This is a genomic window from Nonomuraea sp. NPDC059023 (assembly GCF_042740095.1).
Lineage (GTDB): Bacteria > Actinomycetota > Actinomycetes > Streptosporangiales > Streptosporangiaceae > Nonomuraea.
The window spans coordinates 102,934-126,118 of the sequence record NZ_JBHYIO010000034.1 but is presented as its reverse complement, the minus strand read 5'-3'; the positions used below and the strand labels follow the sequence as shown (position 1 = coordinate 126,118).

The 23,185-nt window shown below is 71.0% G+C and carries 19 protein-coding genes and 1 pseudogene; 12 read left to right on the top strand and 8 right to left on the bottom strand.

Translation table 11 applies throughout. The annotated features are described in order from the left end of the window. Positions 1–29: 29 nt before the first annotated feature. Both ACFWYW_RS42905 and ACFWYW_RS42900 read right to left on the bottom strand, forming a co-directional pair. Positions 30–1,220, bottom strand: a complete 1,191-nt coding sequence (locus ACFWYW_RS42905) for an NYN domain-containing protein (protein ID WP_379611263.1) — start codon at positions 1,218–1,220, stop codon at positions 30–32. A gap of 184 nt (positions 1,221–1,404) precedes the next feature. Continuing rightward, on the bottom strand, positions 1,405–3,771 hold the full coding sequence (locus ACFWYW_RS42900; RefSeq protein WP_379611262.1) for a sigma-70 family RNA polymerase sigma factor: 2,367 nt from the start codon (positions 3,769–3,771) through the stop codon (positions 1,405–1,407). 106 nt (positions 3,772–3,877) lie between these two features. Here ACFWYW_RS42900 and ACFWYW_RS42895 point away from each other — a divergent pair, with 106 nt between their 5' ends. Together ACFWYW_RS42895 and ACFWYW_RS42890 are read left to right on the top strand one after the other, a co-directional pair. Continuing rightward, positions 3,878–4,564, top strand: coding sequence for a hypothetical protein (locus ACFWYW_RS42895; protein WP_379611261.1), 687 nt, complete (start codon positions 3,878–3,880; stop codon positions 4,562–4,564). After that, the gene (locus ACFWYW_RS42890) at positions 4,561–5,094 is read left to right on the top strand and encodes an orotate phosphoribosyltransferase (protein WP_379611259.1); all 534 of its coding nucleotides are present in this window, start codon (positions 4,561–4,563) and stop codon (positions 5,092–5,094) included. The genes ACFWYW_RS42895 and ACFWYW_RS42890 overlap by 4 nt, the downstream gene beginning before the upstream one ends. A gap of 1 nt (position 5,095) precedes the next feature. On the opposite strand, the gene ACFWYW_RS42885 is transcribed toward ACFWYW_RS42890, so the two are convergent. Beyond that, on the bottom strand, positions 5,096–5,491 hold the full coding sequence (locus ACFWYW_RS42885) for a hypothetical protein (protein WP_379611258.1): 396 nt from the start codon (positions 5,489–5,491) through the stop codon (positions 5,096–5,098). Between the two features lie 61 nt (positions 5,492–5,552). After that, the gene (locus tag ACFWYW_RS42880) at positions 5,553–6,254 is read right to left on the bottom strand and encodes a DedA family protein (RefSeq protein WP_379611257.1); all 702 of its coding nucleotides are present in this window, start codon (positions 6,252–6,254) and stop codon (positions 5,553–5,555) included. Between the two features lie 92 nt (positions 6,255–6,346). Between ACFWYW_RS42880 and fbaA the strand changes: the two genes are divergently transcribed. From fbaA to ACFWYW_RS42865, 3 genes are all read left to right on the top strand, one after another. Continuing rightward, complete coding sequence (gene fbaA / locus ACFWYW_RS42875; RefSeq protein ID WP_379611256.1) at positions 6,347–7,369, top strand: class II fructose-bisphosphate aldolase; 1,023 nt, start codon at positions 6,347–6,349, stop codon at positions 7,367–7,369. Positions 7,370–7,403: 34 nt separating this feature from the next. Beyond that, positions 7,404–7,811 carry a DUF3151 domain-containing protein gene (locus tag ACFWYW_RS42870; RefSeq protein ID WP_379611254.1) on the top strand — a complete coding sequence of 136 codons (408 nt, stop codon included), beginning with the start codon at positions 7,404–7,406 and terminating at the stop codon, positions 7,809–7,811. A 146-nt stretch (positions 7,812–7,957) separates the two neighbouring features. Continuing rightward, the gene (locus ACFWYW_RS42865; protein ID WP_379611253.1) at positions 7,958–9,241 is read left to right on the top strand and encodes an adenylosuccinate synthase; all 1,284 of its coding nucleotides are present in this window, start codon (positions 7,958–7,960) and stop codon (positions 9,239–9,241) included. 114 nt (positions 9,242–9,355) lie between these two features. On the opposite strand, the gene ACFWYW_RS42860 is transcribed toward ACFWYW_RS42865, so the two are convergent. Further along, a complete protein-coding gene (locus ACFWYW_RS42860) occupies positions 9,356–12,415 on the bottom strand; it encodes a BTAD domain-containing putative transcriptional regulator (protein WP_379611252.1) in 3,060 nt (1,019 codons plus the stop codon). 100 nt (positions 12,416–12,515) lie between these two features. Here ACFWYW_RS42860 and ACFWYW_RS42855 point away from each other — a divergent pair. Together ACFWYW_RS42855 and ACFWYW_RS42850 are read left to right on the top strand one after the other, a co-directional pair. Beyond that, positions 12,516–12,923: pseudogene (locus tag ACFWYW_RS42855) on the top strand (NADPH-dependent FMN reductase); the annotation flags it as partial. A gap of 78 nt (positions 12,924–13,001) precedes the next feature. After that, entirely contained in the window at positions 13,002–13,997 is a 996-nt protein-coding gene (locus ACFWYW_RS42850; RefSeq protein WP_379611435.1) for an NADP-dependent oxidoreductase, read from the top strand. On the opposite strand, the gene ACFWYW_RS42845 is transcribed toward ACFWYW_RS42850, so the two are convergent. Beyond that, positions 13,987–14,613, bottom strand: a complete 627-nt coding sequence (locus tag ACFWYW_RS42845; protein ID WP_379611251.1) for a GNAT family N-acetyltransferase — start codon at positions 14,611–14,613, stop codon at positions 13,987–13,989. The two genes, ACFWYW_RS42850 and ACFWYW_RS42845, sit on opposite strands and share 11 nt — an antisense overlap. A 120-nt stretch (positions 14,614–14,733) precedes the next feature. Between ACFWYW_RS42845 and ACFWYW_RS42840 the strand changes: the two genes are divergently transcribed. Beyond that, positions 14,734–15,639, top strand: coding sequence for a glycerophosphodiester phosphodiesterase family protein (locus ACFWYW_RS42840; RefSeq protein WP_379611250.1), 906 nt, complete (start codon positions 14,734–14,736; stop codon positions 15,637–15,639). An 8-nt stretch (positions 15,640–15,647) separates the two neighbouring features. Here ACFWYW_RS42840 and ACFWYW_RS42835 read toward each other — a convergent pair whose 3' ends face one another. Then, complete coding sequence (locus ACFWYW_RS42835; RefSeq protein ID WP_379611249.1) at positions 15,648–16,799, bottom strand: hypothetical protein; 1,152 nt, start codon at positions 16,797–16,799, stop codon at positions 15,648–15,650. A 16-nt stretch (positions 16,800–16,815) separates the two neighbouring features. Next, positions 16,816–17,922 (bottom strand): magnesium and cobalt transport protein CorA, encoded by a 1,107-nt coding sequence (locus ACFWYW_RS42830; RefSeq protein ID WP_379611248.1) that lies wholly within the window; start codon positions 17,920–17,922, stop codon positions 16,816–16,818. Positions 17,923–18,272: 350 nt separating this feature from the next. On the opposite strand from ACFWYW_RS42830, the gene purD reads away from it, so the two are divergent. The 4 genes from purD to ACFWYW_RS42810 all read left to right on the top strand — a co-directional run bounded on the left by purD (position 18,273) and on the right by ACFWYW_RS42810 (position 23,165). Next, complete coding sequence (gene purD / locus ACFWYW_RS42825) at positions 18,273–19,493, top strand: phosphoribosylamine--glycine ligase (protein WP_379611247.1); 1,221 nt, start codon at positions 18,273–18,275, stop codon at positions 19,491–19,493. Next, positions 19,490–20,326 carry a phosphoribosylaminoimidazolesuccinocarboxamide synthase gene (locus ACFWYW_RS42820; protein ID WP_379611246.1) on the top strand — a complete coding sequence of 279 codons (837 nt, stop codon included), beginning with the start codon at positions 19,490–19,492 and terminating at the stop codon, positions 20,324–20,326. Before purD ends, ACFWYW_RS42820 begins: the two co-directional genes overlap by 4 nt. Positions 20,327–20,405: 79 nt before the next feature. Then, on the top strand, positions 20,406–21,674 hold the full coding sequence (gene murA, locus ACFWYW_RS42815; protein ID WP_379611245.1) for a UDP-N-acetylglucosamine 1-carboxyvinyltransferase: 1,269 nt from the start codon (positions 20,406–20,408) through the stop codon (positions 21,672–21,674). A 201-nt stretch (positions 21,675–21,875) separates the two neighbouring features. Then, positions 21,876–23,165, top strand: a complete 1,290-nt coding sequence (locus ACFWYW_RS42810; protein WP_184958865.1) for a transcriptional regulator — start codon at positions 21,876–21,878, stop codon at positions 23,163–23,165. Positions 23,166–23,185 lie beyond the last annotated feature (20 nt).

The window sequence follows — 23,185 nt, the reverse complement described above, 5'->3', positions numbered from 1 at the left end:
ACACGACCGGACGGATTTTTCAGCAGAAGTCAGTGGCGGGCGCGTTCCAGGGCGTCCCAGAAGCCGCGGCGGAGCGCGTGGCGGACTTCGTCGTGGAGGAGGAAGTCGATCGGGAGGGAGGAGCCCTGCAGCAGCCGGGCCTCCAGGTCGGACGGCATGCGGGGTTTGCGGGCCAGCACCGCCTCCAGCCACAACGCGGGCGCGTCCCTGGCCACCGACTCGCCGAAGTCGTGTCCCTCGCGGTGCGCGGCCTTCACCGCGTCGGCCAGCGTCGTGGCGCCCCCGGTCGCGGCCGGGGTCGGTGAGACCGGGGCTGGCTGCGGGCCCGTGTAGGGGCCGAGCTGGGACGGCTGCTGGTAGGACGACGGCGCCCCGTACTGGCCGGCGGACGGCGGCTGCGCCTGGATGGGGCCGGTGACGGGAGCCGCGGACGGCTGCGGCGGGGTCGGCTGCTGGGGCGGGGACGGGGGTTCGGGCTGGTAGGTGTAGGTGGGCAGCGACGGCGGGCGGTTGCCGGGCGAGGCGGGGGCGGCCGGGCTCGGCTGGGGCGGCGCCGACGGCTGCGCGGGGATCGTGCTCTGGGCCGGAGGCAGCGACGGCGACGGCGGCGGCGAGGGCGGCAGGGAGGCGTGCGCGGCCTGGCCGTTGCTGACCGGCTGGTGGCCGTTGGCGGCCTCGGCGGAGCCGGTCACCAGGTTGACGTACGGGCGCAGGTGGCCGCCGCCGATCTCGATGAGGTCGTCGCTCTCCTGGCGCAGCGTCCGGGAGACCGCCCAACTGCCGTCGGCGGTGATGTGCACGACGGTCACCCTGATGCCCAGGTCCTGGGCGTCGCAGACGACCTGGGCGAGGTCCTCGTCGCCGCTGACCACGACGGCGTCGCAGATCGCGCTGTTGCGGGCCAGCGTCATCAGGTCGCGGTGGACCTGCGCGTCGACGCCCTCGCGGCGGCCCGGCCTGATGCGCGACAGCCGCAGCTTCAGGCCGGGGATGTCGGCGAGCGCGTCGTGCTCGGGCGTGCGGCGGCCCTCGACGGTCGCCTCGTACCAGTAGCAACGCAGCAACGGCAGACCCGTGCGCTCGCGTGACAGGTTCGTCATGAGCTGCAGCAGGCCGGGGTAATCCCAGGAAACCGCTTCGCGATGGCGAGTCCCATGAACGGCCATCGCGCCGTCTGCCAGCAGATAGCCAGCGTCCACGAACAGCGCGCAGCGATCCACGCGACACCGCCCCTTTCTAGGTGGCCCGACCTTCTGGCTCTGCACCGTCAGAGCCGGACTCGGCGGCCCTTTACCAGGGTAATGAAGCCAATGATCGTGCGAGGGTTAATCCCGACGATTCCGCCCTCGCCCGACGTTACGCCAGAGGATTTACGCGAACCGTACCAGTCTGTCCCGTTCACGGTCACGACCGTGCGCGGACACTAACCGCCGCGACACCGAACAACACCGCATCCCTTCTGGAGACGATGCTCAGCCGCGGCCGCTCCCCCAGCTCAGCACTGAAGGTATCCACATCGACACCGAACGTGAGCCCGTTCGCCCCGTTCGACGACCCGTCGAACGTGTTGCCCGCGTCCCGCCCGCCCGCCTCCGGCACCATCGCCGCGCCGCCGAGCGAGACCTTGTCGCCGGACAGGTCCGCGTCGCCCTCCCACGTGACGAGCTCCAGCCGCGCGGGGGCCGCCGCCGGGATCAGTCCGCCCAGCGGCACGTCGAGCCGTCCCGCCGCGTCCTTCTCCCCGCCGATCTGCGTGGCCGTGTCGAGCACGACCGCCTGACTGTACGGCTGCGCCGGATCGGTCGCGATCACCACCAGGCTCCACCCGGCATGCTGCGAGATCCCCGGCTTCATGGGTGCGTCCGCCGCCCACCACATCCCCTTCTTCTTGCTGCTGCTGACCAGCCCGGTCACGTCCGCGAACGCCTGGTAGGCGGGCCCCACCGGCAGCTCGCGCGCCATGACCTGGTTCGGCCGGATCTTCACGTACCCGTCCCGCCCGGCCGGCCGGAACTTGATCGGCCCCGCCGTCTTGGTGCTGGCCGACCAGTAGAGCCCGGCCCACACGATCTGCCCGCCGGCCGGCAGGTCGAGCCTGGCCGCGCTCGACGCCTTGGTGCTCGCCACCTGGTCACGGTCGAGCGGCTGCATGGTCCACAGGTCGTTGTCGCGCCGCTGCCCCTGCCTGCGCAGCGCCTCCGGGCAGCCCTGGCGGCTGGGCGGGCAGGTGAGCAGCGCGTTGCCGACCGCCCTGACCACGACCTTGCCGTCGGTGGCGAAGCGCGCGGGCGCGCCGTCCTCGCGGACCCCGATCGGCGAGACCGCCTTGACCTGCACGCCGCCCGCCTTGATCCGGACCGCGGGCCCGGCGCCTTCCGGAGCCGAGGCGGCCACCCGTACGCGCAGGAAGACCGCCGTCGCCGACCCGCCCTTGAGCGGCCGCCGTACGCACTGGGCGCCGCTCCGGGCGACCTTGCACGACCAGCCGTCGACCGTGCCGACCGGTTTGACCGCGGTGACTGAGCTGCCCCTGCTGCCGCCGGTGGTGATGAGCGTGACCCCTTCCGGCAGGGCGACGGTGGCGGCGAGTTCGTCGCTGGGGCCTTTGCCTGCGTTGCGCAGGCGGATGCCGATGATGCCGGGCTGGGCGCGTACCAGGGAGCCGAGCGCGCCGATGGTCGCCGACAGCTTGGCCCTGCCGGGCTTGGAGGTGGTCGGCGTGGGCGTGGGGGTGGGTTCGGGCTCGGGTTTCCTGGCCGGTTTCTCGCTGGGCGGCTCGACGGCCGGGGACGGCTGGCTGGTGGGGCTCGGCGCCGCGGCCACCGGGGGCTTCTTGATCGGTTCCTCTCCCGAGACCAGGAGGAAGGCGGCGACGGCCACCGCGGCCGCCGCGGTTCCGGCGACGGCCGCTTGCTGGCTCTTGGGCGCGCGCCGGATCCAGCCGATCGCGTGGATGATGCCCGCGCCGGCGCCGCCCGCCGCCGCACTCGCCTTGGCCAGCGCGGCCAGGTACCCGGCGAAGACCGGGCCGACGAAGAGCGGTCCGACGATGACGCGCAGCCCGCGGTTGACGTCGGTGAGCTCCAGCAGCACCGAGTTGCACTCGGCGCAGCCGCTGACGTGGTCGTCGACCGACTTGGAGTCGCGCCTGGCCAGGCCGCCCCTGACGTAGGCGCCCATCTTGCCGAGCACCGGACGGCAGGCCTGCTGTGGCGAGGCGGCCAGATGCATCTGCAGGTACGCCTGCCGCAGCCCCTCGCGGGCCCGGTAGGCCAGGGCGGCGACGCCGTTGGCCGACAGCCCGAGCAGCGGGCCGACCTCGGCGGCCTTGGAGTCCTCCACCTCGGTGTGCCACAGGACGGTACGCCAGCGATCGGGCAGCGACAGGAACGCGCGGGAGATCAGCGACTTCTCCAGCCCGGTGAGGGCGGGGTCGACGAAGGGCACCCCGGGGTCGAACAGCTCGATCTCGCCGGTGCTGACCTGGCGGCTCTCGACCCGGCCGCGGTCGTAGACCGTCCGGCGCACGACCGTCAGCAGGTACGGCCGGAACCCGGCGTCGGGACCGCCGCCGCGCCCCACCAAGTCGAGGATCTTGGTGAAGGACTCGGCGACCACGTCCTCGACGTCCGTTTCCCCCCGCACGAGCTGGCGGGCGAGGGCTCGGGCGGCGACGACGTGGCGTTCGTAGAGCACGCCATAGGCGGCGGCGTTGCCGCCTCGTACCGCTTCGAGTAGATCTGCATCGCTTTGCGGCGATTCGACACTCATAGTGACCTCACGATTACGCGGGGTTGCCCCGGCGAATCATTCCGCATTCCGCGTCATGACTAACCCGAAAGCGCGTCTTTGCCTTTGAAACCCTTTCGGAGGACAGATGGACGAGGACATTCCAGGATCACTGCGCTCGCGCTGGCGCAAGAGGAGCCTGGAGGCCGGCTGGTCCCTGCCCGAGGACTGGTGGACGCCGGCGGTCGAACACGCGATCAAGGCCGTGAACAGGGGCCACGACCTGATCCGCGCGTGCGCCGCGCTCGGGGGCGCACGGGCACGGGCGGGGGTGGGCATCGGCGAGGGCATGAACGACCTCGCCGCGCTCTTCACCGCGCTCGGGCTCGGCGAGCCGCCGTTCACCGCCGCGCGATCCTTCGCCGTGGGCTGGACCGAGGCGAGCTTCGCGCCGGTGAACGGGCTCTGCTGCGAGGACCCGTTCACCGGGCTGGCCACGATGACCTACCTGCGTACCCGGCTGGCCGAGGTATACCGGGGCTCGCTCGCCGCGCAGCACCGGCTGGTGGTGGCCGAGCCGTACGAGCGGCCGGGGGACCTGGCGGGACGGCTGGCGGCGATGCTCGCGCTGGCGGGGGCGGCGCGGGAGGCCTTCGCCGGCGACGAGACGCTTGCGCAGCTCTCGCCCGCCCGGGTGGGCGCGCTGGCCAGGGCGGGACCGGCGCTGGTCCCGCGGCTGACCCCGCTGGAGGTGTTCAGGGTCTCGGTCAACCGGCTGCCCGACGGTTACGAGCAGGCTCTCACCCTGCTGCGAACCTTAAGCTTGGACCCATGACGGATCGCGAGAAGCTGCTTGCCGAGATCAAGAACAAGGCCGTGGTGCACGGCAAGGTCATCCTGTCGTCGGGACAGGAGGCCGACAGCTATCTCGACCTGCGCCGGATCACGCTCGACGGCGTCGCCGCGCCGCTGGTCGGCCAGGTGCTGCTGGAGCTGACCGCGGACCTCGGCTACGACGCCGTGGGCGGGCTGACGCTGGGCGCCGACCCGGTGGCCGCCGCGATGCTGCACGCCGCCGCGGCGCGCGGACGCACGCTGGACGCGTTCGTGGTGCGCAAGGCGCAGAAGGTGCACGGGCTGCAGCGCCGTATCGAGGGTCCCGACGTCAAGGGCCGGCGGGTGCTGGCCCTGGAGGACACCTCGACCACCGGCGGTTCGGTCATGACCGCGGTCGAGGCGCTGCGCGAGGAGGGCGCCGAGGTCGTGGCCGTGGTCACGATCGTCGAGCGCGGCGCGGCTCCCCGGCTGGCCGAGGAGGGCCTGGAGTACCGCTACGCCTACACGGCGGCGGAGTGCGGCATCTGAGTCACGGACCGCCGCGTACCGTGAACGCCTCGCGCTCGCCCGCCTTCCCGGGGGCGCGCGCCCTGCCGTTCTCCGCCACGCGTACGGTGCCCGCGTCGGAGAGCACGACCGACAGCTCGGGCTCGAAGTAGCTGACCTCTTCGCCCCTGCTCATGTCGCGGTACTGGAGCACGTCGCCGCCGGGCACCCGGACCGTGACGAGCGGGCAGGTCTCGGCCACGCACTCGATGCGCACCGTCGGCACCTGCGCGCTCGCGGTGGGCGTGGCCGTGCCACGGTCGGCGGAGACGGGCTCCGGGGTGTCGAGCGCGCCGAGCAGGGCCCGCGCGCCGACCACGACCAGCGCCACCACGAGCGCGACCGCGAGCACGGCGAGCGCGAGCCTCGCGAGGCCCATCGGGTCTGTCCTGTGGCGTCCCACACACCGGAGCGTACCCGTTGGTAACCTCGTCTTGCCCTTAGTGCTTCGTGTTGACCCTGTGGTGTTTGCCGTTGGGCGTTGGCAGCGCCTTTGCCGCCCGCCGGCCCTTCACGAACTCGACGATGATCGGGATCAGGGAGATGAAGACGATGAGGAACACGCCCGGCAGGATGTACTTGTCGATCTGCTTGGGGTCGACCTTGCTGCCCAGGAAGTAGCCGAGCAGGATCAGGCCCTCGGTCCAGACGAGGCCGCCGATGACGTTCCACATGAAGAACCGCTTGGGGCTCATCTCCAGCACGCCGGCGACCGGGTTCATGAACGTGCGCACGATCGGCACGAACCGCGCCAGCACCACGGCCTTCGCCGGGCCGAACTTCTCGAAGAACTCCTCCGCCCTGAGGACGTGCTCCTTCTTGAAGAGCCGCGAGTTGGGTTTGTCGAACATCTTCCTGCCGAACTTCATCCCCAGGAAGTGGCCGAGCTGCGCGCCCGCGATCGCGCACAGCGGCGTCCCGATCAGCAGGACCGGCAGCGAGATCGGCTCGATGCCCATCCCCACGGCCACCGAGGCGGAGCTGAAGATCCCGGCGGCCACCAGCAGAGAGTCGCCCGGCAGGAAGAAGCCGAGCAGCAGGCCGGTCTCGGCGAAAATGATCGCCAGCACGCCGACCGTGGCGAACGCCCCGAGGATGGTCAGCCACCATGTCGGGTCGAGGAGATTGAGAAGCCAGTCCACGCAGTGGAGCTTACCGGGCGGTGTCACTACCACGGGGGTTGGCGAGCCGCGATACTGGGCACCGCGAAGCCGAACGTTCTAGGAGATGAATCATGCCCATCGCCACCCCAGAGGTCTACGCGCAGATGCTCGACCGGGCCAAAGCAGGCGGATTCGCCTACCCGGCGATCAATGTGACCTCTTCCCAGACGTTGAACGCCGCGTTGCGCGGCTTCGCCGAGGCCGAGAGCGACGGCATCGTCCAGGTGTCCACCGGCGGCGCCGAGTTCCTGTCCGGCGCCACCGTGAAGGACATGGTCATCGGCGCGAGCGCCCTGGCCGAGTACGCCCGCGTGGTCGCCGCCAAGTACCCGGTGACCGTGGCGTTGCACACCGACCACTGCCCGAAGGACAAGCTCGACGGCTTCATGCGACCGCTGGTCGACATCTCGCTGGAGCGCGTGTCCAAGGGACTGGACCCGCTGTTCCAGTCGCACATGTGGGACGGCTCCGCCGTACCGCTGGAGGAGAACCTGGAGATCGCCAAGGAGCTCCTCGACAAGTGCCACCGCGCCAACATCATCATGGAGATGGAGATCGGCGTGGTCGGCGGCGAGGAGGACGGCGTCGTCGGCGAGATCAACGAGAAGCTCTACACCACGACCGACGACGCGCTGGCCACGGCCGAGGCGGTCGGCATCGGCGAGCAGGGCCGGTACATGCTGGCCGCGACCTTCGGCAACGTCCACGGCGTCTACAAGCCCGGCCACGTGAAGCTGCGCCCGCCGGTGCTGAAGGACATCCAGGACGCGGTCGGCGCCAAGTACGGCAAGGACAAGCCGTTCGACCTGGTCTTCCACGGCGGCTCCGGCTCGGCGCTGGAGGAGATCCACGAGGCGATCGCCTACGGCGTGGTGAAGATGAACATCGACACCGACACGCAGTACGCCTTCACCCGCCCCATCGCCGCGCACATGTTCACCAACTACGACGGCGTGCTCAAGGTCGACGGCGACGTCGGCAACAAGAAGGTCTACGACCCGCGCTCCTACGGCAAGTCGGCCGAGGCGGCCATGGCGGCCCGGGTGGCGCAGGCGTGCCAGGACCTGAAGTCCGCCGGCACGAAGATCGCCTAGTCACACGAGTGGCCCGGCGGGTATGACTGTTTGTATGGATAACCTTCTCGCCGGGCCGCCCCCGACCCTCCTGCCGGATCTGACCGAGGCCAGGCAGGCGCTCGAGGCCGGTGCCAAGGCCGCCGACGTGGCCGCCCGTTTCCCCGCCTACCCGGCGGCATGGGCGGCTCTCGCGGAGGAGTACTTCGCAAAGGGTCACGCGGTCACCTCATACGCCTTCGCCAGGACCGGCTACCATCGCGGTCTCGACCAGTTGCGCCGCAACGGCTGGAAGGGCCACGGCCCGATTCCCTGGGAGCACGTGCCCAACCAGGGTTTCCTGCGCTGCCTGTACTCGCTCGCGCGCGCGGCCCAGTCGATCGGCGAGAAGGACGAGGCCGAGCGGTGCATGCAGTTCCTCAAGGACAGCGACCCCGCCGCTTACGACGCGCTGGCCAAGTGAGCCTTGGGGACGAATAGCCCAATCGGGTAGTCTCTCTACGCAAGAGCCCCTGTCGCGCTTGCGCCAGGGGTTTCCGTGTCTATTGGCGTGCCCGCTCGCAGTCTCTGCGCCGCGGATCCATCGCCGTGTGCTGGGGAGATAGAACCATGCCGGCTGTCGTTGTCTTGGGCGCCCAGTGGGGCGATGAGGGCAAGGGAAAGGCCACTGACCTGCTCGGCGACGCCGTTGAGTATGTCGTCCGCTACCAGGGCGGCAACAACGCGGGCCACACGATCGTCATCGGCGACCAGAAGTACGCGCTCCACCTGGTGCCCACGGGCATCCTGTCGCCGAACGTGGTGCCGGTCATCGGCAACGGCGTGGTGATCGACCCGGGCGTCCTGCTCCAGGAGATCGACGCGCTCGCGGAGCGGGGCGTGTCCGCGGACCGCCTGCTGATCTCGGCGAACGCGCACCTGATCATGCCCCACCACAAGGCCCTGGACAAGGTGAGCGAGCGCTACCTGGGCAAGGCCAAGATCGGCACGACCGGCCGCGGCATCGGGCCCGCGTACGGGGACAAGATCTACCGGGTGGGCATCAGGGTCCAGGACCTGCTCGACCCGGGCATCCTGTCGGCGAAGATCGAGGTCGCGCTCAACGAGAAGAACCAGATCCTCACCAAGATCTACAACCGGCGCGGTCTCGACCACGCCCAGGTGCTGGAGGAGTACCTCGGTTACGCCGAGCGCCTCAAGCCGCACATCGCCGACACCTCGCTCGTGTTGTCGAAGGCGCTCGACGAGGGCAAGTTCGTGCTGCTGGAGGGCGGTCAGGGCACGCTGCTGGACATCGACCACGGCACCTACCCGTTCGTGACCTCCTCCTCGCCGACGAGCGGCGGCGCGTGCGCGGGCTCCGGCATCCCGCCGCAGCGCCTGACCAAGGTCATCGCCATCCTCAAGGCGTACACCACGCGCGTGGGCTCCGGGCCGTTCCCGACCGAGCTCGAGGACGCGATGGGCGACTGGCTGCGCACCACCGGCGGCGAGTACGGCGTCACCACCGGCCGCAACCGCCGCACCGGCTGGTTCGACGCGGTCATCGCCCGCTACGCCACCCGCATCAACGGCGTCACCGACTTCTTCCTCACCAAGCTCGACGTGCTGTCGGGCCTGGAGCGCATCCCGGTCTGCGTCGCCTACGACGTGGACGGCGAGCGCCACGACGAGATCCCGATGACGCAGACCGACTTCCACCACGCCAAGCCGATCTACGAGGAGTTCCCCGGCTGGCAGGAGGACATCACGGGGGCCAAGACGTTCGACGACCTGCCGCCCAACGCGCAGGCGTACGTGCGCACGCTGGAGGAGATGAGCGGCGCGCCCATCTCCGCGATCGGCGTCGGCCCCGGCCGCGACCAGACGATCTCGCTGCGCTCGCTGGTGTGACCTCGCGAGGGGGCGCCACCCGCGCCCCCTTCACAACCGCGCTCCCCGCAACCCTTCACGGCTGCGCAACCCTTCACGACCGCGCTTCCGCGGGCTTGCTGACGTGGCCTTCCGTCAGCGCGTGGCGGCTTTCCTGATGCGGTCCACGTCGCCGCGCTCGGCCGGTGGGAGCGGAGCGCCGACCGAGGCGCGCAGCTCGGCCGCCTCGTCCAGCAGGTCAAGGGCCCGCGAAGGCTCTCCCTCCAGAACGGCCACTCCGGCCAGTCCCTCCAGCGCGAGCGCCACCGAGCGCGGGTCGCCGAGCGCGCGTGCGGCCCGCAGCCCCTGCTCGTGCAGTTCCCTCGCCGGTACGGCGGCGCCGCGCGACTCGGCGGCGAACCCCAGCTCGGCCAGGATCAGCGTCACCCCGTAGAAGGGCACATCGTAGTCGGCCTCCAGGCGGCGGTTCCACTCCAGCGAGGCCTGGAACAGGCGCTCCGCCTCGTCCAGGTCACCGGAGCGCCGGGCCACCAGCCCCAGCCCCACCCGCGCGAACTCCTCCGCGAACCGGTTCGACTGCTCGGCCGCCAGCCGCATCCCCCGCTCGTGGAACTCCCGCGACCGCTCCAGCTCCCCCGTCAGCAGCGCGATCCGCCCCAGGCTGGACAGCCGATAGGACACGTCCGTCCACAACCGCAGATCCTCGGCGATCCGCAGACCCTCCCGGTGCAGGGCCGCGGCGCGCTCGTAGTCGCCGCCGATCTCGGCCAGGTAGCCGAGCTGGTCGTTGGCCTGAAGCCGGCCCCACTGGTCCCCCAGCTCGGTGAAGATCTCCAGGCTCTCCGCGCCGCTGCGCGCGGCCCGCGCGAACTCGCCCTGGAAGATCGCCTGCTTGGCCCGTCCCATCAGCGCCGCCGCCTCACCCCACCGGTCGCCCGTGGCGCGGAAGTCGGCCAGCGCCCCGTCGATCAGCGGCCCGGCCTTGGCGACGTCGCCCAGGTGCAGGTGGGCGTGCGCGGTGAACCACCGCGACCGGGCGCCCTCCGCACCGCCCCCTTCCCGGTACGGCAGGCCGAGCAACATCGCGAATCCCGGCTCCCAGGCGGTCCCCCTGGTCAGGCGGTAGGCCTCGGTGTGCCGCCCGCGCAGGTACAGGTACCAGGCCAGCCGCTCGCCCGTGTCCACGGCGCGCAGGTTGGTCATCTCCTCGTCGAGCCTGGCCAGCCATTCCCGCTGGGCGTGGCCGTACAGGTGGGGGCGGGCGCGGTCGGCGAGGCCGGTGTAGTAGGCGTCGCGCCGGGCGAACAGCGGGTCGTCCGGCGCCAGGCGCTCCAGGCAGTAGGCGGCGATGCTCTCCAGCAGCCGGTAGCGCGGCGGCTCGGCGACGACCATCGACCGGTTGACGAGCTGGTCGACGAGGTCGGCGCCGATCCCGGCGGCCTCCAGCGTGCAGCCGCCCGGGTGGACGGCCAGGGCGGTGAGCGCCTCCTGCTGCGGTGGGGTGAGCTGCTCCCAGCTCCAGTCGATCACCGCGCGCAGGGTTCGCTGACGGGCCGGCAGGCCGCGGGTGGTTCCCGACAGCAGCCGGAAGCGGTCGTCGAGGTGTTCGGCCACCCCTCGCACGCCGAGCGCGCGCACGCGGGCCGCGGCCAGTTCGAGCGCCAGCGGCAGGCCGTCCAGACGGCGGCAGATCGCCTCGGCCCACGGCAGAGTGTCCGCGTCCGGCGTCACGCCCGCGCGGGCGGCGAACAGGCTCAGGGCGTCGGGCGTGGCCAGCGGGGACACCGGGTACACGGCCTCGCCGGGAATGGCCAGCGGCTCCTGGCTCGTGGCCAGCACCCGGAGGCCCGGAGCGGTACGCAGCAGCAGGTTCACCAGCTCGGCCACCGGCTCGACGAGGTGCTCGCAGTTGTCCAGGACCAGGAGGAGCTCGCGGCCGCTCAGGGCGTCGGCCAGGCGCTCGGGCAGCGCGGCCCGGCCGGAGCGGGCCACCGCCTCGTCCCGCACGTCCAGAACGTCGGCCACCACCTCGGCGACGGCCGCCGGATCCTCGGCGCTCAGCCCGGCGAGCTCCACCAGCCAGGCGTTCTCGCGGGATGCGGCGGCGGCCAGCGCGAGCCGCGTCTTCCCCACCCCGCCGGGCCCCGTCAACGTGACCAGCCGTGACCCACCGCCACCCCCAGAAGACCCCACACCTCCAAAGGACCCGGCACCCCCAGAGGCCCCGGCGTCCCCAGAGGACCCGGCACGCCCAGAAGAGCCCGCACCCCCAGAAGAGCCCGCACCCCTGGAAGACCCGGTGCCCTCGGACGGCGCGGACGGCCCGGATAGCGCGGACGGCGCGGCACCCACGTCGCCCAGGAGGGCCCGGATCTGGGTCACGGCTGTCTCTCGGCCGATCAAGGGGGTGAGGGGGGTGGGGAGGTTGGTGCGGGGGCGGGCGGAGGAGGTGGCGGGGGTGGGGGCGGGGGCCAGGGCCGGGTCCTGACGGAGGATGGACTGGTAGAGCTCCACCAGCTCCGGCCCGGGGTCCACGCCCAGCTCGTCGGCCAGCCGCTCGCGCAGCGCCGTGTAGCCGGCCAGCGCCTCGGTCTGGCGCCCCGCCCGGTACAGGGCACGCAGGTGGACGGCACGCAGCCGCTCGCGCAGCGGATAATCGGCGACCGGCTCGGACAGCTCGTCGGCCAGCCGGGTGTGCTCGCCCAGCGCCAGCCGTACCTCGGCGTGCTCTTCCAGGGCCGTCAGGCGCTGCTCGTCGAGGCGGGCGGCGGCGGCGCGGGCGAACTCCTCGTCGCGGAAGTCGGCGTAGGCGGGACCGCGCCACAGGGACAGGGCGTCGGCCAGCAGGGCGGCGCGGGCGCGCGGGTCGTCCTCGGCGCGGGCGCGCGTGAGCAGGCGGGCGAAGGCGAGGGCGTCCACGTCCGGGGCGCGCAGGACGTACCCGGCGGGCTCGTACCGGACGAGGTCGCGGCCCACGACGCGGCGTAGCTGGGAGACCTTGGTCTGCAGGGTGTTGGCGGGGTTGCCGGGCGGGTCCTCGCCCCACAGGTCGTCGGCCAGGCGGTCGGCGGGGACCGGGCGGCCCTCGTGGACCAGCAGGTCGGCCAGAAGCGCGCGCACCTTCAGCTCGGGCACGCGGACCGGTTCACCGTCGTCGGCCCACACCGAGAGCGGGCCAAGCACACCAAATCGCACCAGGTCACGCTACCCCCAGCGGACCCCCAGGCGACCCCCAGCCGTCCGTGCGGGACCCGGCGCACAGTGGACCCACAGCGACACGGGAGAGGAGGCGGAGATGCGGGTCGCGATCATCATCGGGAGCGTACGGCAGGGCCGGTTCGGGCCCACGGCGGCGAAGTGGATCCAGGAGCGCGCCGGCCGGCGGTCCGGCCTGGAGGTCGACGTGATCGACCTGGCCGAGGCGTGGCTGCCCACGGTGCTGCCGGAGGAAGGGGGTCCGGAGCCGCCGGCCGTACGGGATCTGCGGCCTTGGCTCGCGCGGGCGGAGGCGTTCGTGATCGTCACGCCCGAGTACAACCACAGTTATCCCGCCTCGCTCAAGAACGCCATCGACTGGTACCGCGAGGAGTGGCGGGGCAAGCCCGTCGCGTTCGTGGCCTACGGCGGCGGGTCGGGCGGACGGCGGGCCGTCGAGCACCTGGAGCCGGTCTTCGCCTGCCTCGGCGCCGTCCGCGCCGGCGAGCCGGTGCTCTTCCGCGACCACGAGAACCCCGAAGACAGCGAAGCCGAGCGACTGCTCGACACCCTTGAGGAGAATGTCATGAACCGCGAGATCCGCCTGGCCGTCCGTCCCTCCGGAGAGCCGGAGCTGCGTGACTTCGAACTGGCCACGACCGACGTCCCGCAGATCGGCGCGGGCCAGGTCCTGGTGCGCAACACGTGGATGTCCGTGGACCCCTACATGCGGGGCCGCATGGACGACGTGGAGTCCTACATCCCGCCGTTCCAGATCGGGCAGCCGCTGGACGGCTCGGCCGTGGGCGAGGTGGTGGACTCACGCGTCCCGGAGATCCCGGTGGGCGCCACCGTGGTGCACTTCCTGGGCTGGCGCGAATACGCCGTGGTCGACGCCGCGCAGGCGACGGTCGTGGACCCGTACCTGGCCCCCGAGGAGGCCTATCTGGGCGTGCTGGGCACCACGGGCCTGACCGCCTACGTCTCGCTCACCGAGGTCGCCCCGGTACGGCCCGGCGACACCGTCTTCATCTCCTCGGCCGCCGGGGCCGTGGGCAGCGTCGCCGGCCAGCTCGCCCGCAAGCTGGGCGCGGCCAGGGTGATCGGCTCGGCGGGCGGGCCGTTCAAGGCCAAGCGGCTGGTGACCGACTTCGGGTACGACGTCGGGATCGACTACCGGGCCGGCTCGGTGGCCGGGCAACTGGCGCAGGCCGCGCCGGACGGCATCGACGTCTACCTCGACAACGTCGGCGGCGACCACCTCGTGGCCGCGATCGACGCGCTCAAGGTCGGCGGCCGGATCGCGATGGTCGGCGCCATCAGCGGCTACAACGCGACCGAGCCGGTGCCGGGCCCGGCGAACCTGTTCAGCCTGGCGCACAAGAGCGCGACGCTGCGCGGCATGCTGGTCAGCCACTACCTCGACCGCTTCCCCGAGTGGATCGGCAAGGCTGCGGGCTGGCTGGCCGACGGCTCGCTGCGTACCGAGTCGACGGTGGCCGAGGGCATCGAGCGGGCTCCGCAGGCGTTCCTGGACGTGCTGGGCGGCGGGAACGTCGGCAAGATGCTGGTCAGGCTGTGACCACGGCGGCGGTGACCACGGTGTGAAGACGCCAGCCGAGTGTGGAGTAGAGGGCCCTGCCGTCGGCGGTGGCCAGCAGGACGCCCGTCGTGGCGCCCCGCTCGGCCCCCGCGGACGACAGGGCCTTCATCACGACGCTGCCGAGCCCGCGGCGGCGGTGGCCGGCCGCGGTCTCCACCTGGTCGACGACGCCGGTGGCGCCGGTGAGCGCGAGCTGACCGCGGGCGGCGACCTCGCCGTCGCCGGTCAGCAGCCGGGCGGTGACGACCTGGCCGCGCTGGACGACGGCGAGCGTGTAGCCGCCGGGCGCGGCCACCTCGGTACGGCGCAGCCGCGCCGTCATCATGAACTCCGGCACCTGGACCGACCAGGCCGGGGTGAGCGAGGGCGCGACCTGTTCGGCGGGCGCGCACACCTTGAGCCACGTGCCGGGTGCGTCGAGTGTTCCCGCCAGGTGGCGCAGAACCGCTGGTGAGGCTTTCGGGAGGATGTGGCGTACGACGTGTCCCGGCAGGCCGACGTCGACGCGGAGACCCCAGAGCTCCTCGACCGGCTGCTTGGTGGCGCGTGAGACGGCCCAGCCCCGTGCCCAGGCCCGTACGATGTCTACGCTCATGACAGACCAGCTTAGGTTGATATATCCGCTTTTCTGGCTCGGAAGTTCCTGGTGCGAGCAATCTCACCGGCGCGGCGTGGCACCGCCTGACCGGCACGGGCGGAGGGTATGGTCCCCGGTGTGCGCGTCGAGATTCATGGACACAGGGGAGCCAGGGGACTCTGGCCCGAGAACACCCTGCCGGGGCTGAGCCGCACGATGGAGCTCGGGGTCCATGCCCTGGAGCTGGACGTGGCGCTCACCTCCGACCGGCGGCTGGTGCTCACCCACGATCTCACCGTCTCCGCCGTGACCAGCGCCGACACCCGGCCGCTGACGGCCGGCGACCCCGACTTCCCGTACGTGGGCAAGCCCATCAACGGCCTGAACCTGGCCCAGCTGCGCATGCTCGACGTCGGCGTACGGCTGCCGCGCCACCCCGACGACCCCTTCGCCCTGACCCAGGTGGCCGTCCCCGACACCAGGATGCCCACGCTCGGCGCGGTCCTCGGCCTGGTCAACGCCTACGAGGCCGACGGCGTCCGGCTGCACGTCGAGCTGAAGTCGGACCCGACGCGCCCCGAGCTGACCCCCGACCCCGAGTTGTTCACGGACCTGGTCCTGGACGAGCTCGACCGGCACGGCCGCCTGGACAACGCGGCGATCCTGAGCTTCGACTGGCGCATCATCGCCCACGCCGCGAAGAAGGCGCGGGACACCAGGCGCTTCGCGCTGATCGAGCTCGACACGCTCCACTGGCACGGCTGCCTGGGCGACGACCTCCCCGCCGCGGCCTCAGCGGCCGGCGCGACGACGCTCTCGCCCGAGCACGTGATGGTGGACGAGGCGCTGATGGCCCAGTGCGCCGGCGCCGGGCTCGACGTGGCGGTCTGGACCGTCAACGACCCCGCCCTGGCCGCGCGCATGCTCGACCTGGGGGTGGCCGGCGTGGTGACCGACTACCCCGACAGGATGCGTACGTTGTGGGCCGAGCGTGGCCTGGACCTGCCGGAGCCGGTCAGCCCGCTCAAGCCCGTCGCCGTCTGACCGGCTCCTCACCGGCCGATGGCCAGGTAGACCGCACGTACCGCCAGGGCCCGCTCGATCTTGTCGATGATCGGCGCGAAGAACTGCCGGCGATGGTCGCTGTCGCTCATCGAGGTGACGACGAAGTACATGCTGCCGAACCCGGCGAACAGCGTCGCGATACGCAGCAGCGCCACCGGCAGCAGGGGGAACAGGGGCGAGGGGACGGGCCGCGAGCCGATCCACTGCTCGGCCGTCTCCGGAGTGACCATGAGCAGGCCGAGAATGAGAAAGAAGCCGAACAGCACCGCACCCAGCACCGCCGCCTGCACGAGCTGGCGGACGGCGAGCATCAGCAGCACGTTGCGTTCCTGACGGCCGCTGAGCGGCACCGCGCGCAGCGGCCCGTCGTGCGTCAGCTCCTCGAACGGCGCCCCGGCCAGCGGCGTGTTCCGGCAGGCCGACGCCAGCCTGGACGCGCTGAAGTCCTGCTCGACCCGGCCGATCTCCTCCCGCAGCCGTGAGGCCGAGGCGAGCACCGCGACCGAGGCGAACAGGACGACGACCAGGGCGAGGCGCCACCACTCCAGGCGGTTGACGGCCTGCCACAGCTCACCGGTGAAGAACAGGAACAACGTGACGAACAACAGCGCGGGCAGCGCCCGCCCCAGCAGGTGAACGCTGTTGCCCAGGTCGGAGAGGGTACGCCGGACCGCCCTGCCCAGCAGCGCGCCGAAGCCGTACGTCGTGCCCAGCACGGTCGCGGCGAAGGCGGCGGCGAAGAAGAGCACGAACCCGAGCACACCGAGCCAACGCCCGGCCGGCGGGGTGACGTCGCCGTCCACGACCACCTGGAGCAGCGGCACCGCCACGGGCATGAGCGCGTAGACGACCAGGATCACGACGGTGATCCTGGGCGAGAAGCGCGCCGGCCTCCGGGCCGAGACCACCCCGGCCAGGCGTACGGCCGCCGCCACGACGACCACCCAGCCGAGTAGCAGCCACAGCCCCGACCCCATGGTCTTGAGCGGCACCAGCCACAACAACGAGACCAGGGCGACGAACGCCAGCGGCGGCACCATCCTGGGCAGCACGTCACGCCGGAAGGCGTAGCCCTCGATCATCGTGGGAACACCGTGGCGGACGAACCAGCGCTCGGTCTGGACTCGCTGCACTGACACCGGCAACAGGTTAGCTCTACAACCAGCCGTTACGCCGGAAGCCGCGGTAGAGGAACGTGCAGACGGTGACCATGAGCGCCACGATCGCCGGATAGCCCCAGATCTGGTCCGAGCCCGGCAGGAAGTCGAAGTTCATGCCGTAGATCCCGGCGATCATCGTGGGCACGGTCAGTATGGCGACCCATGAGGAGATCTTGCGCATGTCCTCGTTGGCGAGGGTGTTCGAGCGGGCCAGGGCGGCCTGGAGGATCGAGTTGGCGAGCTCGTTGGAGGACTCCACCTGCTCGCACACGCGGGCGAGGTGGTCGCTGACGTCGCGGAAGTACTCGCGCATCTCCGAGGGGATCACCCGCCGCTGGGGCAGCGCCGCCATGGGCGACTGCAGCGGGGTGACCGCCCGCTTCATCTCCAGCATCTCCCGCTTGAGCTGGTAGATCCGGTTGATGTCGCGGGAGCTGACGTCGGCGAAGACCGTGGCCTCGACCTCCTCCAGCTCCAGCTGCATCAGGTCGGCCACCTGCAGGTAGCGGTCCACGACGTAGTCGGAGATGGCGTGCACCACACCGGCCGGGCCGCGGTCCAGGAGGTCGGGGCGGCTCTCCAGCTTGTCGCGTACCTCGGTCAGCGGGCAGTGCTCGCCGTGGCGCACGGTGACCACGAAGTCGGCGCCGAGGAAGACCATGATCTCGCCGGTGGCGATGATCTCGCTGGTCGCGGTCAGCTCGTCGTGGTCGAGGTAGGCGATGGTCTTGAGCACCAGGAACAGCGAGTCGCCGTAGCGCTCGACCTTGGGCCGCTGGTGCGCCTTGACGGCGTCCTCGACGGCCAGGGGGTGCAGGCCGAAGACCTCGGCCAGCCACTCCACCTCGGGAGCCTCCGGCTCGTGCAGGCCCACCCAGACGAACGCCCTGGACCCGGTCTTGTTGTGCTCGCGCACCAGCTCAAGGGACTCGACGATGCCCGGTGCGACGACCTTCTCGCCGCCTATGTAGGCGCCGTACTCGACGATGGAGTCGACCGGTGGCACACAGGCCTCACGCACGGGCTTGGTGAGCTGGCGCGCTACGTGGGGCTTCTTGACGGGGTGGCGGTTGATACGACGGAAAAGGGTGGACGAGCGCATGGCAGTCCCTTTCCGCCCGACCTGGGCCTGCCCACGCGTAGTGAAGAGTCACCTCAATCAAGGAAATGGCGTGGTGGCACGATCAGGCTGCCGGATTGGAGTGGTCGGGGGTATGCACGGCGTACGTGGACGAGCACGTACTGCTGGGATCACCAGGATTCATCCCGGACCACCTCCAATCACAAGAGACGCCGCAAAGCCGCCCTAACTTACCACAGGGGGGTCAACTCAGCTGACGATACTCGCCAACGATCCAGGGGAACCGGCAGAACTCCACAAAACTTCCCCATGCTGCCGCCTAAGTCTGCCCTCGGCGGTCAGGACGGCGCGGGCCTGGGACAATGGGGTTCGTGCGCGTTCTAGTCATCGGCTCCGGCGGGCGTGAGCACGCCCTGTGCCGTTCACTCAGCCTCGATCCCCAGGTCAGCGACCTTCACTGTGCCCCCGGCAACGCGGGCGTCCAGCAGGTCGCCACCACCCATCCCGTCGCCGCGACCGATCCGGCGGCGGTCACCGCGCTGGCGGTCCGCCTCGGCGCCGACCTCGTCGTGATCGGGCCGGAGGCGCCGCTGGTCGCGGGCGTCGGCGACGCCGTCAGGGCGGCCGGCATCCCCGTCTTCGGGCCTTCGGGCGAGGCGGCGATGATCGAGGGGTCGAAGGCGTTCGCCAAGGAGATCATGGCCGCGGCCGGGGTGCCCACCGCCCGCTCGCGCACCTGCGCCACGCCGGAGGAGGCCGCCGCCGCGCTGGCCGAGTTCGGCGCGCCGTACGTGGTCAAGGACGACGGGCTGGCCGCGGGCAAGGGTGTGGTGGTGACCGGCTCGCTGGAGGCGGCTCTGGAGCACGCCGCCTCGTGCGAGCGGGTGGTGATCGAGGAGTTCCTCGACGGGCCGGAGGTCTCGCTGTTCGCACTGTGCGACGGGCGCGACGCGGTGGCGTTGCGGCCGGCCCAGGACTTCAAGCGCGCCTACGACGGCGACGAAGGGCCCAACACCGGCGGCATGGGCGCCTACACGCCGCTGCCCTGGGCGCCCGACGACCTCACCGAGCAGGTCATGCGGGAGGTCGTGCACCCGACGATCGCGGAGCTGGGGCGGCGCGGCCTGCCGTACCGGGGAGTGCTGTTCGTGGGTCTGGCCCTGACGGCCAAGGGGCCGAAGGTCATCGAGTTCAACGCGCGCTTCGGCGACCCGGAGACCCAGGTGATCCTCGACCGGCTGGCCACGCCGCTGGGCGGGCTGCTGCTCGGCTGCGCCACCGGCGCGCTCGGCGCGGCCGGTGAGCTCGCCTGGCGCGAGGGCGCGGCGGTGACCGTGGTCGTCGCGGCCGAGAACTACCCCGCCGATCCGGTCAAGGGCGACGTGATCACCGGGCTGGAGCCGACCGCGGACGCCTACGTGATCCACGCCGGCACCGAGCTCGTCGACGGCCAGGTGGTCTCCGCGGGCGGCCGGGTGCTCAGCGTCGTCGGCACCGGCCCCGACCAGGCGAGCGCCAGAGCCAACGCCTACGACCTGGTCGCGCGGGTGAACCTGCGCGGCTCGTACTACAGGACGGACATCGCCCGATGAAGCACGTGCACTCCGGCAAGGTACGCGACCTCTACGTCACCGACGAAGGCCTGCTGATGATGGTCGCCTCCGATCGCGTCTCCGCCTATGACCACATACTCGAACCCGAGATCCCGGACAAGGGCGCGATCCTGACCCAGCTGTCGCTGTGGTGGTTCGAGCAGCTCAAGGACGTCGTGCCCAACCACCTGGTGACCCACGGCCCGGACGCGCGCAGCGTGGTGTGCAGGCCGCTGGAGATGGTGCCGGTCGAGTGCGTGGCGCGCGGCTACCTGACGGGCTCGGGCCTGCTCGACTATCAGCGCACGGGCGAGGTCTCCGGCGTACGGCTGCCGCCCGGCCTGGAGGACGGCTCCGAGCTCCCCGAACCCATCTTCACCCCCACCACGAAGGCGCCGGTCGGCGAGCACGACGAGCCGATGACCTTCGAGCAGGTCGTGGAGAAGGTCGGCGAGGAGACCGCGCACGAGCTGCGCCGGATCACGCTGGACGTCTACACCCGCGGCGCCGAGATCGCCCGCGAGCGCGGCATCATCGTGGCCGACACCAAGATCGAGCTGGGCCGCGACCACGACGGTGTTCTCACGCTCGCCGACGAGGTCCTGACACCCGATTCCTCGCGATTTTGGCCGGCCTCTGAATGGAAGCCCGGTGGTCCTCAACCGTCCTTTGACAAGCAGTATGTCCGTGATTGGTTGACGTCACCCGATTCAAGCTGGGACAAATCCTCTGGAAACCCTCCCCCCGCATTGCCGGACGAAGTAGTCAATCGCACCAGAGCGCGTTATCTCGAGGCATACGAGCGGCTCACTGGTACGCCATTTAGCGGGTGATTCGGCCGGGGCAGGCGTGGCGAGCGGCTACTGTTGGCCCGTTCAAGCCCGACCCATAACTTCCCGAGGAGCCGCACGGATGGTCCGATACCGCGTGCGCGGTGGCAACGCTTTGCGTGGAACCGCCTTCATCCAGGGCGCGAAGAACGCCGTGCTGCCGATGATCGGTGCGGCTCTTCTCGCCCCCAAGGGCCGTACGGTCCTGCGCAACGTGCCGATCATCGAGGACGTACGCCGGGCCGTGGAGCTCGCGGAGGCCATCGGCGCCTACGTCGAGCTGCACGAGTCCGAGCGGACCCTCGTCATCGACGCCTCCAGCCTGGCCAGCCCGGTGCTCCCCGCCGAGATCGCGCGGCGCTTCCGCGGCTCCGTGCTGTTCACCCCGGCCCTGCTCCACCGGCTGGGCGAGGCCATCGTGGAGGGCGTCGGCGGCTGCAACCTGGGCAGCCGCAACCTCGACTTCCACTACCTCGGCTACAAGCGCCTGGGCGCCATCGTGGACGAGGGCGAGACCGTCATCCACGTCAAGGCCTCCGGCCTGACCGGCGCCACGCTCTACCTCGACACGCCCTCGCACACCGGCACCGAGAACCTCATCATGGCCGCCGCCCTGGCCAAGGGCACCACCGTGATCGAGAACGCGGCGCTGGAGCCCGAGGTGCTCGACGTCATCGACATGCTCACCAAGATGGGCGCGAAGATCAGCGGCGGCGGCACCGGCTTCATCACCGTCGAAGGCGTCGAGGAGCTCCACGCCGTCGAGCACACGGTCATGCCCGACCGGCTCGACGCGGGCGTGTTCGCCATGGCCGCCGCGCTCACCGGCGGCGACGTCAGCCTCGTCGGCACCGGCCTCGACCTGGGCGTCGTGCGCTACAAGCTGGAGCAGATGGGCGTCGAGTTCGCCACGCAGGGCGCCGTGCTGCACGTGCGCTGCGACCGCCAGCCGCTACGGCCGATCAACATCATCACCGACACCTACCCGGGCTTCGCGACCGACCTGCAGTCGCCGATGATGACCGTCGCGTGCCTGGCCGAGGGCGTCAGCTACATCCACGAGCGCATCTTCGACGGCCGTTTCGCGCTGGCCGGCGAGCTCAACAAGATGGGCGCCGACGTCGAGGTCGAGGGCAGCAGAGCCATTGTGCGCGGCGCCACTCCGCTCAACGGCGCACAGGTGACCGCCCATGACTTGCGCTCCGGTATCGCCCTGGTTCTCGCCGGACTGGCCGCGAAGGGCGAGACGGTCATCGAGTCCGGATACCTCATCGACCGCGGCCACGCCCATCTCGCCGAGCGAATGCGGGCCCTGGGAGCGGACATTACGCGAGAGATTTCAGGACGCTGAAAAAGCCTGTGAAATACGCTGTGAGCTGCTAAAACAGCCCACCGGGCGGTCAACCAGAACGGCTTTCCGGAAAAGTCGGGCGTGACATTACGGCCCCCGCGAGCGATCGTTCCAAAAGAGAGCACTGCAACGGACGGCAGGATGGGACGAACATTGGTCGAGAGGGCCGAAGAAACTCCCCGAGTGTCACGCCCGGGCGCCATGACACCGGATCTGACCATTGGCGTGGTCGGCCCGCACGATCTGGTCGAGCGGGTCATGCTGATGGGTCACGCAGCCGCGCCCTTGCCGTGCCGCCTTGTGGCCGCCGCCTATCGAGATGAGCAGGAGGCGCCCGACAAGGTGACACGGCTGGGTCCCGGTGTGGACGCCTGCCTGTTCGCCAGCCCGGTCCCATACGACCTGGCCCGGCGATCAGGTGTGCTGACCATGCCGGCGACCTACGTGCAGCTTGGCGGCAGCGCGTTGGTGGCTGCTTTGGCCAAGGCGGCGCTGGACACTCGGATCGACCCCAAACGGGTCAGCATCGACGTGGTCTCACGGGCCGAGGTCGAAGAGGCCTACACCGACCTCGGCATCGCAGCCACAGATGTGCACAGCCGCGACGAACCCGGAGCCACCGGGACGATCGCGGCCTACCACGAGCGTCTGCTGCGGCAGGGCGCCACCACAGGCGCCCTGACCTGCCTGCCCACAGTGGCCGAACGCCTGCAGACAGCAGGCGTCCCGGTCATCAGGATCAGGCCCACCTCGGGCGCGGTGCGCACAGCGTTGCACACCGCCGCACTCCTCGGCGCGCACCACCGCCTCGAGGAGTCGCAACTGACCGTGGTGCTGGTGGAGGTGCCTACGCTGCGCGAACCCGTGCGGCGCGCGGCACCCCGCTACTGGCGCGACGAGCTACGCCTGTCACTGCACCGGCTGCTGGTCCAGGAAGCGAACCGGATCAACGCCACCGTCTGGCCGATCGACGATCACGCCTACCTGGTGACCGCCACCAGAGGCTCGATCACGGCCGCGACAGACGGATTCAGGGTGCTGCCGTTCGCCTCCAGGATCCGCGAGGAACTGGGGCTGGCGGTAGAGGTGGGCGTCGGGATGGGGCGTACCACGCATGACGCCGAGTCGCACGCCAGGGCAGCCCTGGCGCGCACGCAGGCGGGCAAACAGGCACAGGGATTCGCCGTGGACCGCGAGGGCCGCGCGCTGATCCCGGCGCCCAGGATGCCGCCGCAGGGATCCACCACGCTCAAACCCAAGGGCGTGGAGGTCCTGGCACGGCTGGCGGCCAAGCTGGAGGGCGGGGACACAGTGGTGGACGCGGAGGGGGCCGGGCGCATGCTCGGCGTCACGCCGCGTACCGCCCGGCGGTTGCTGCGCACGTTGGTTGACGAGGGGCTTGCGTGGCCGCTCCCGCCCAACCGCACTCCACAGCCTGGCCGTCCCCGCCAGCTTTACCGGCTGATCGTGGAAAAGCTCGGTCCCCGCTGAACGGTCCGCCGTCCCCCCTT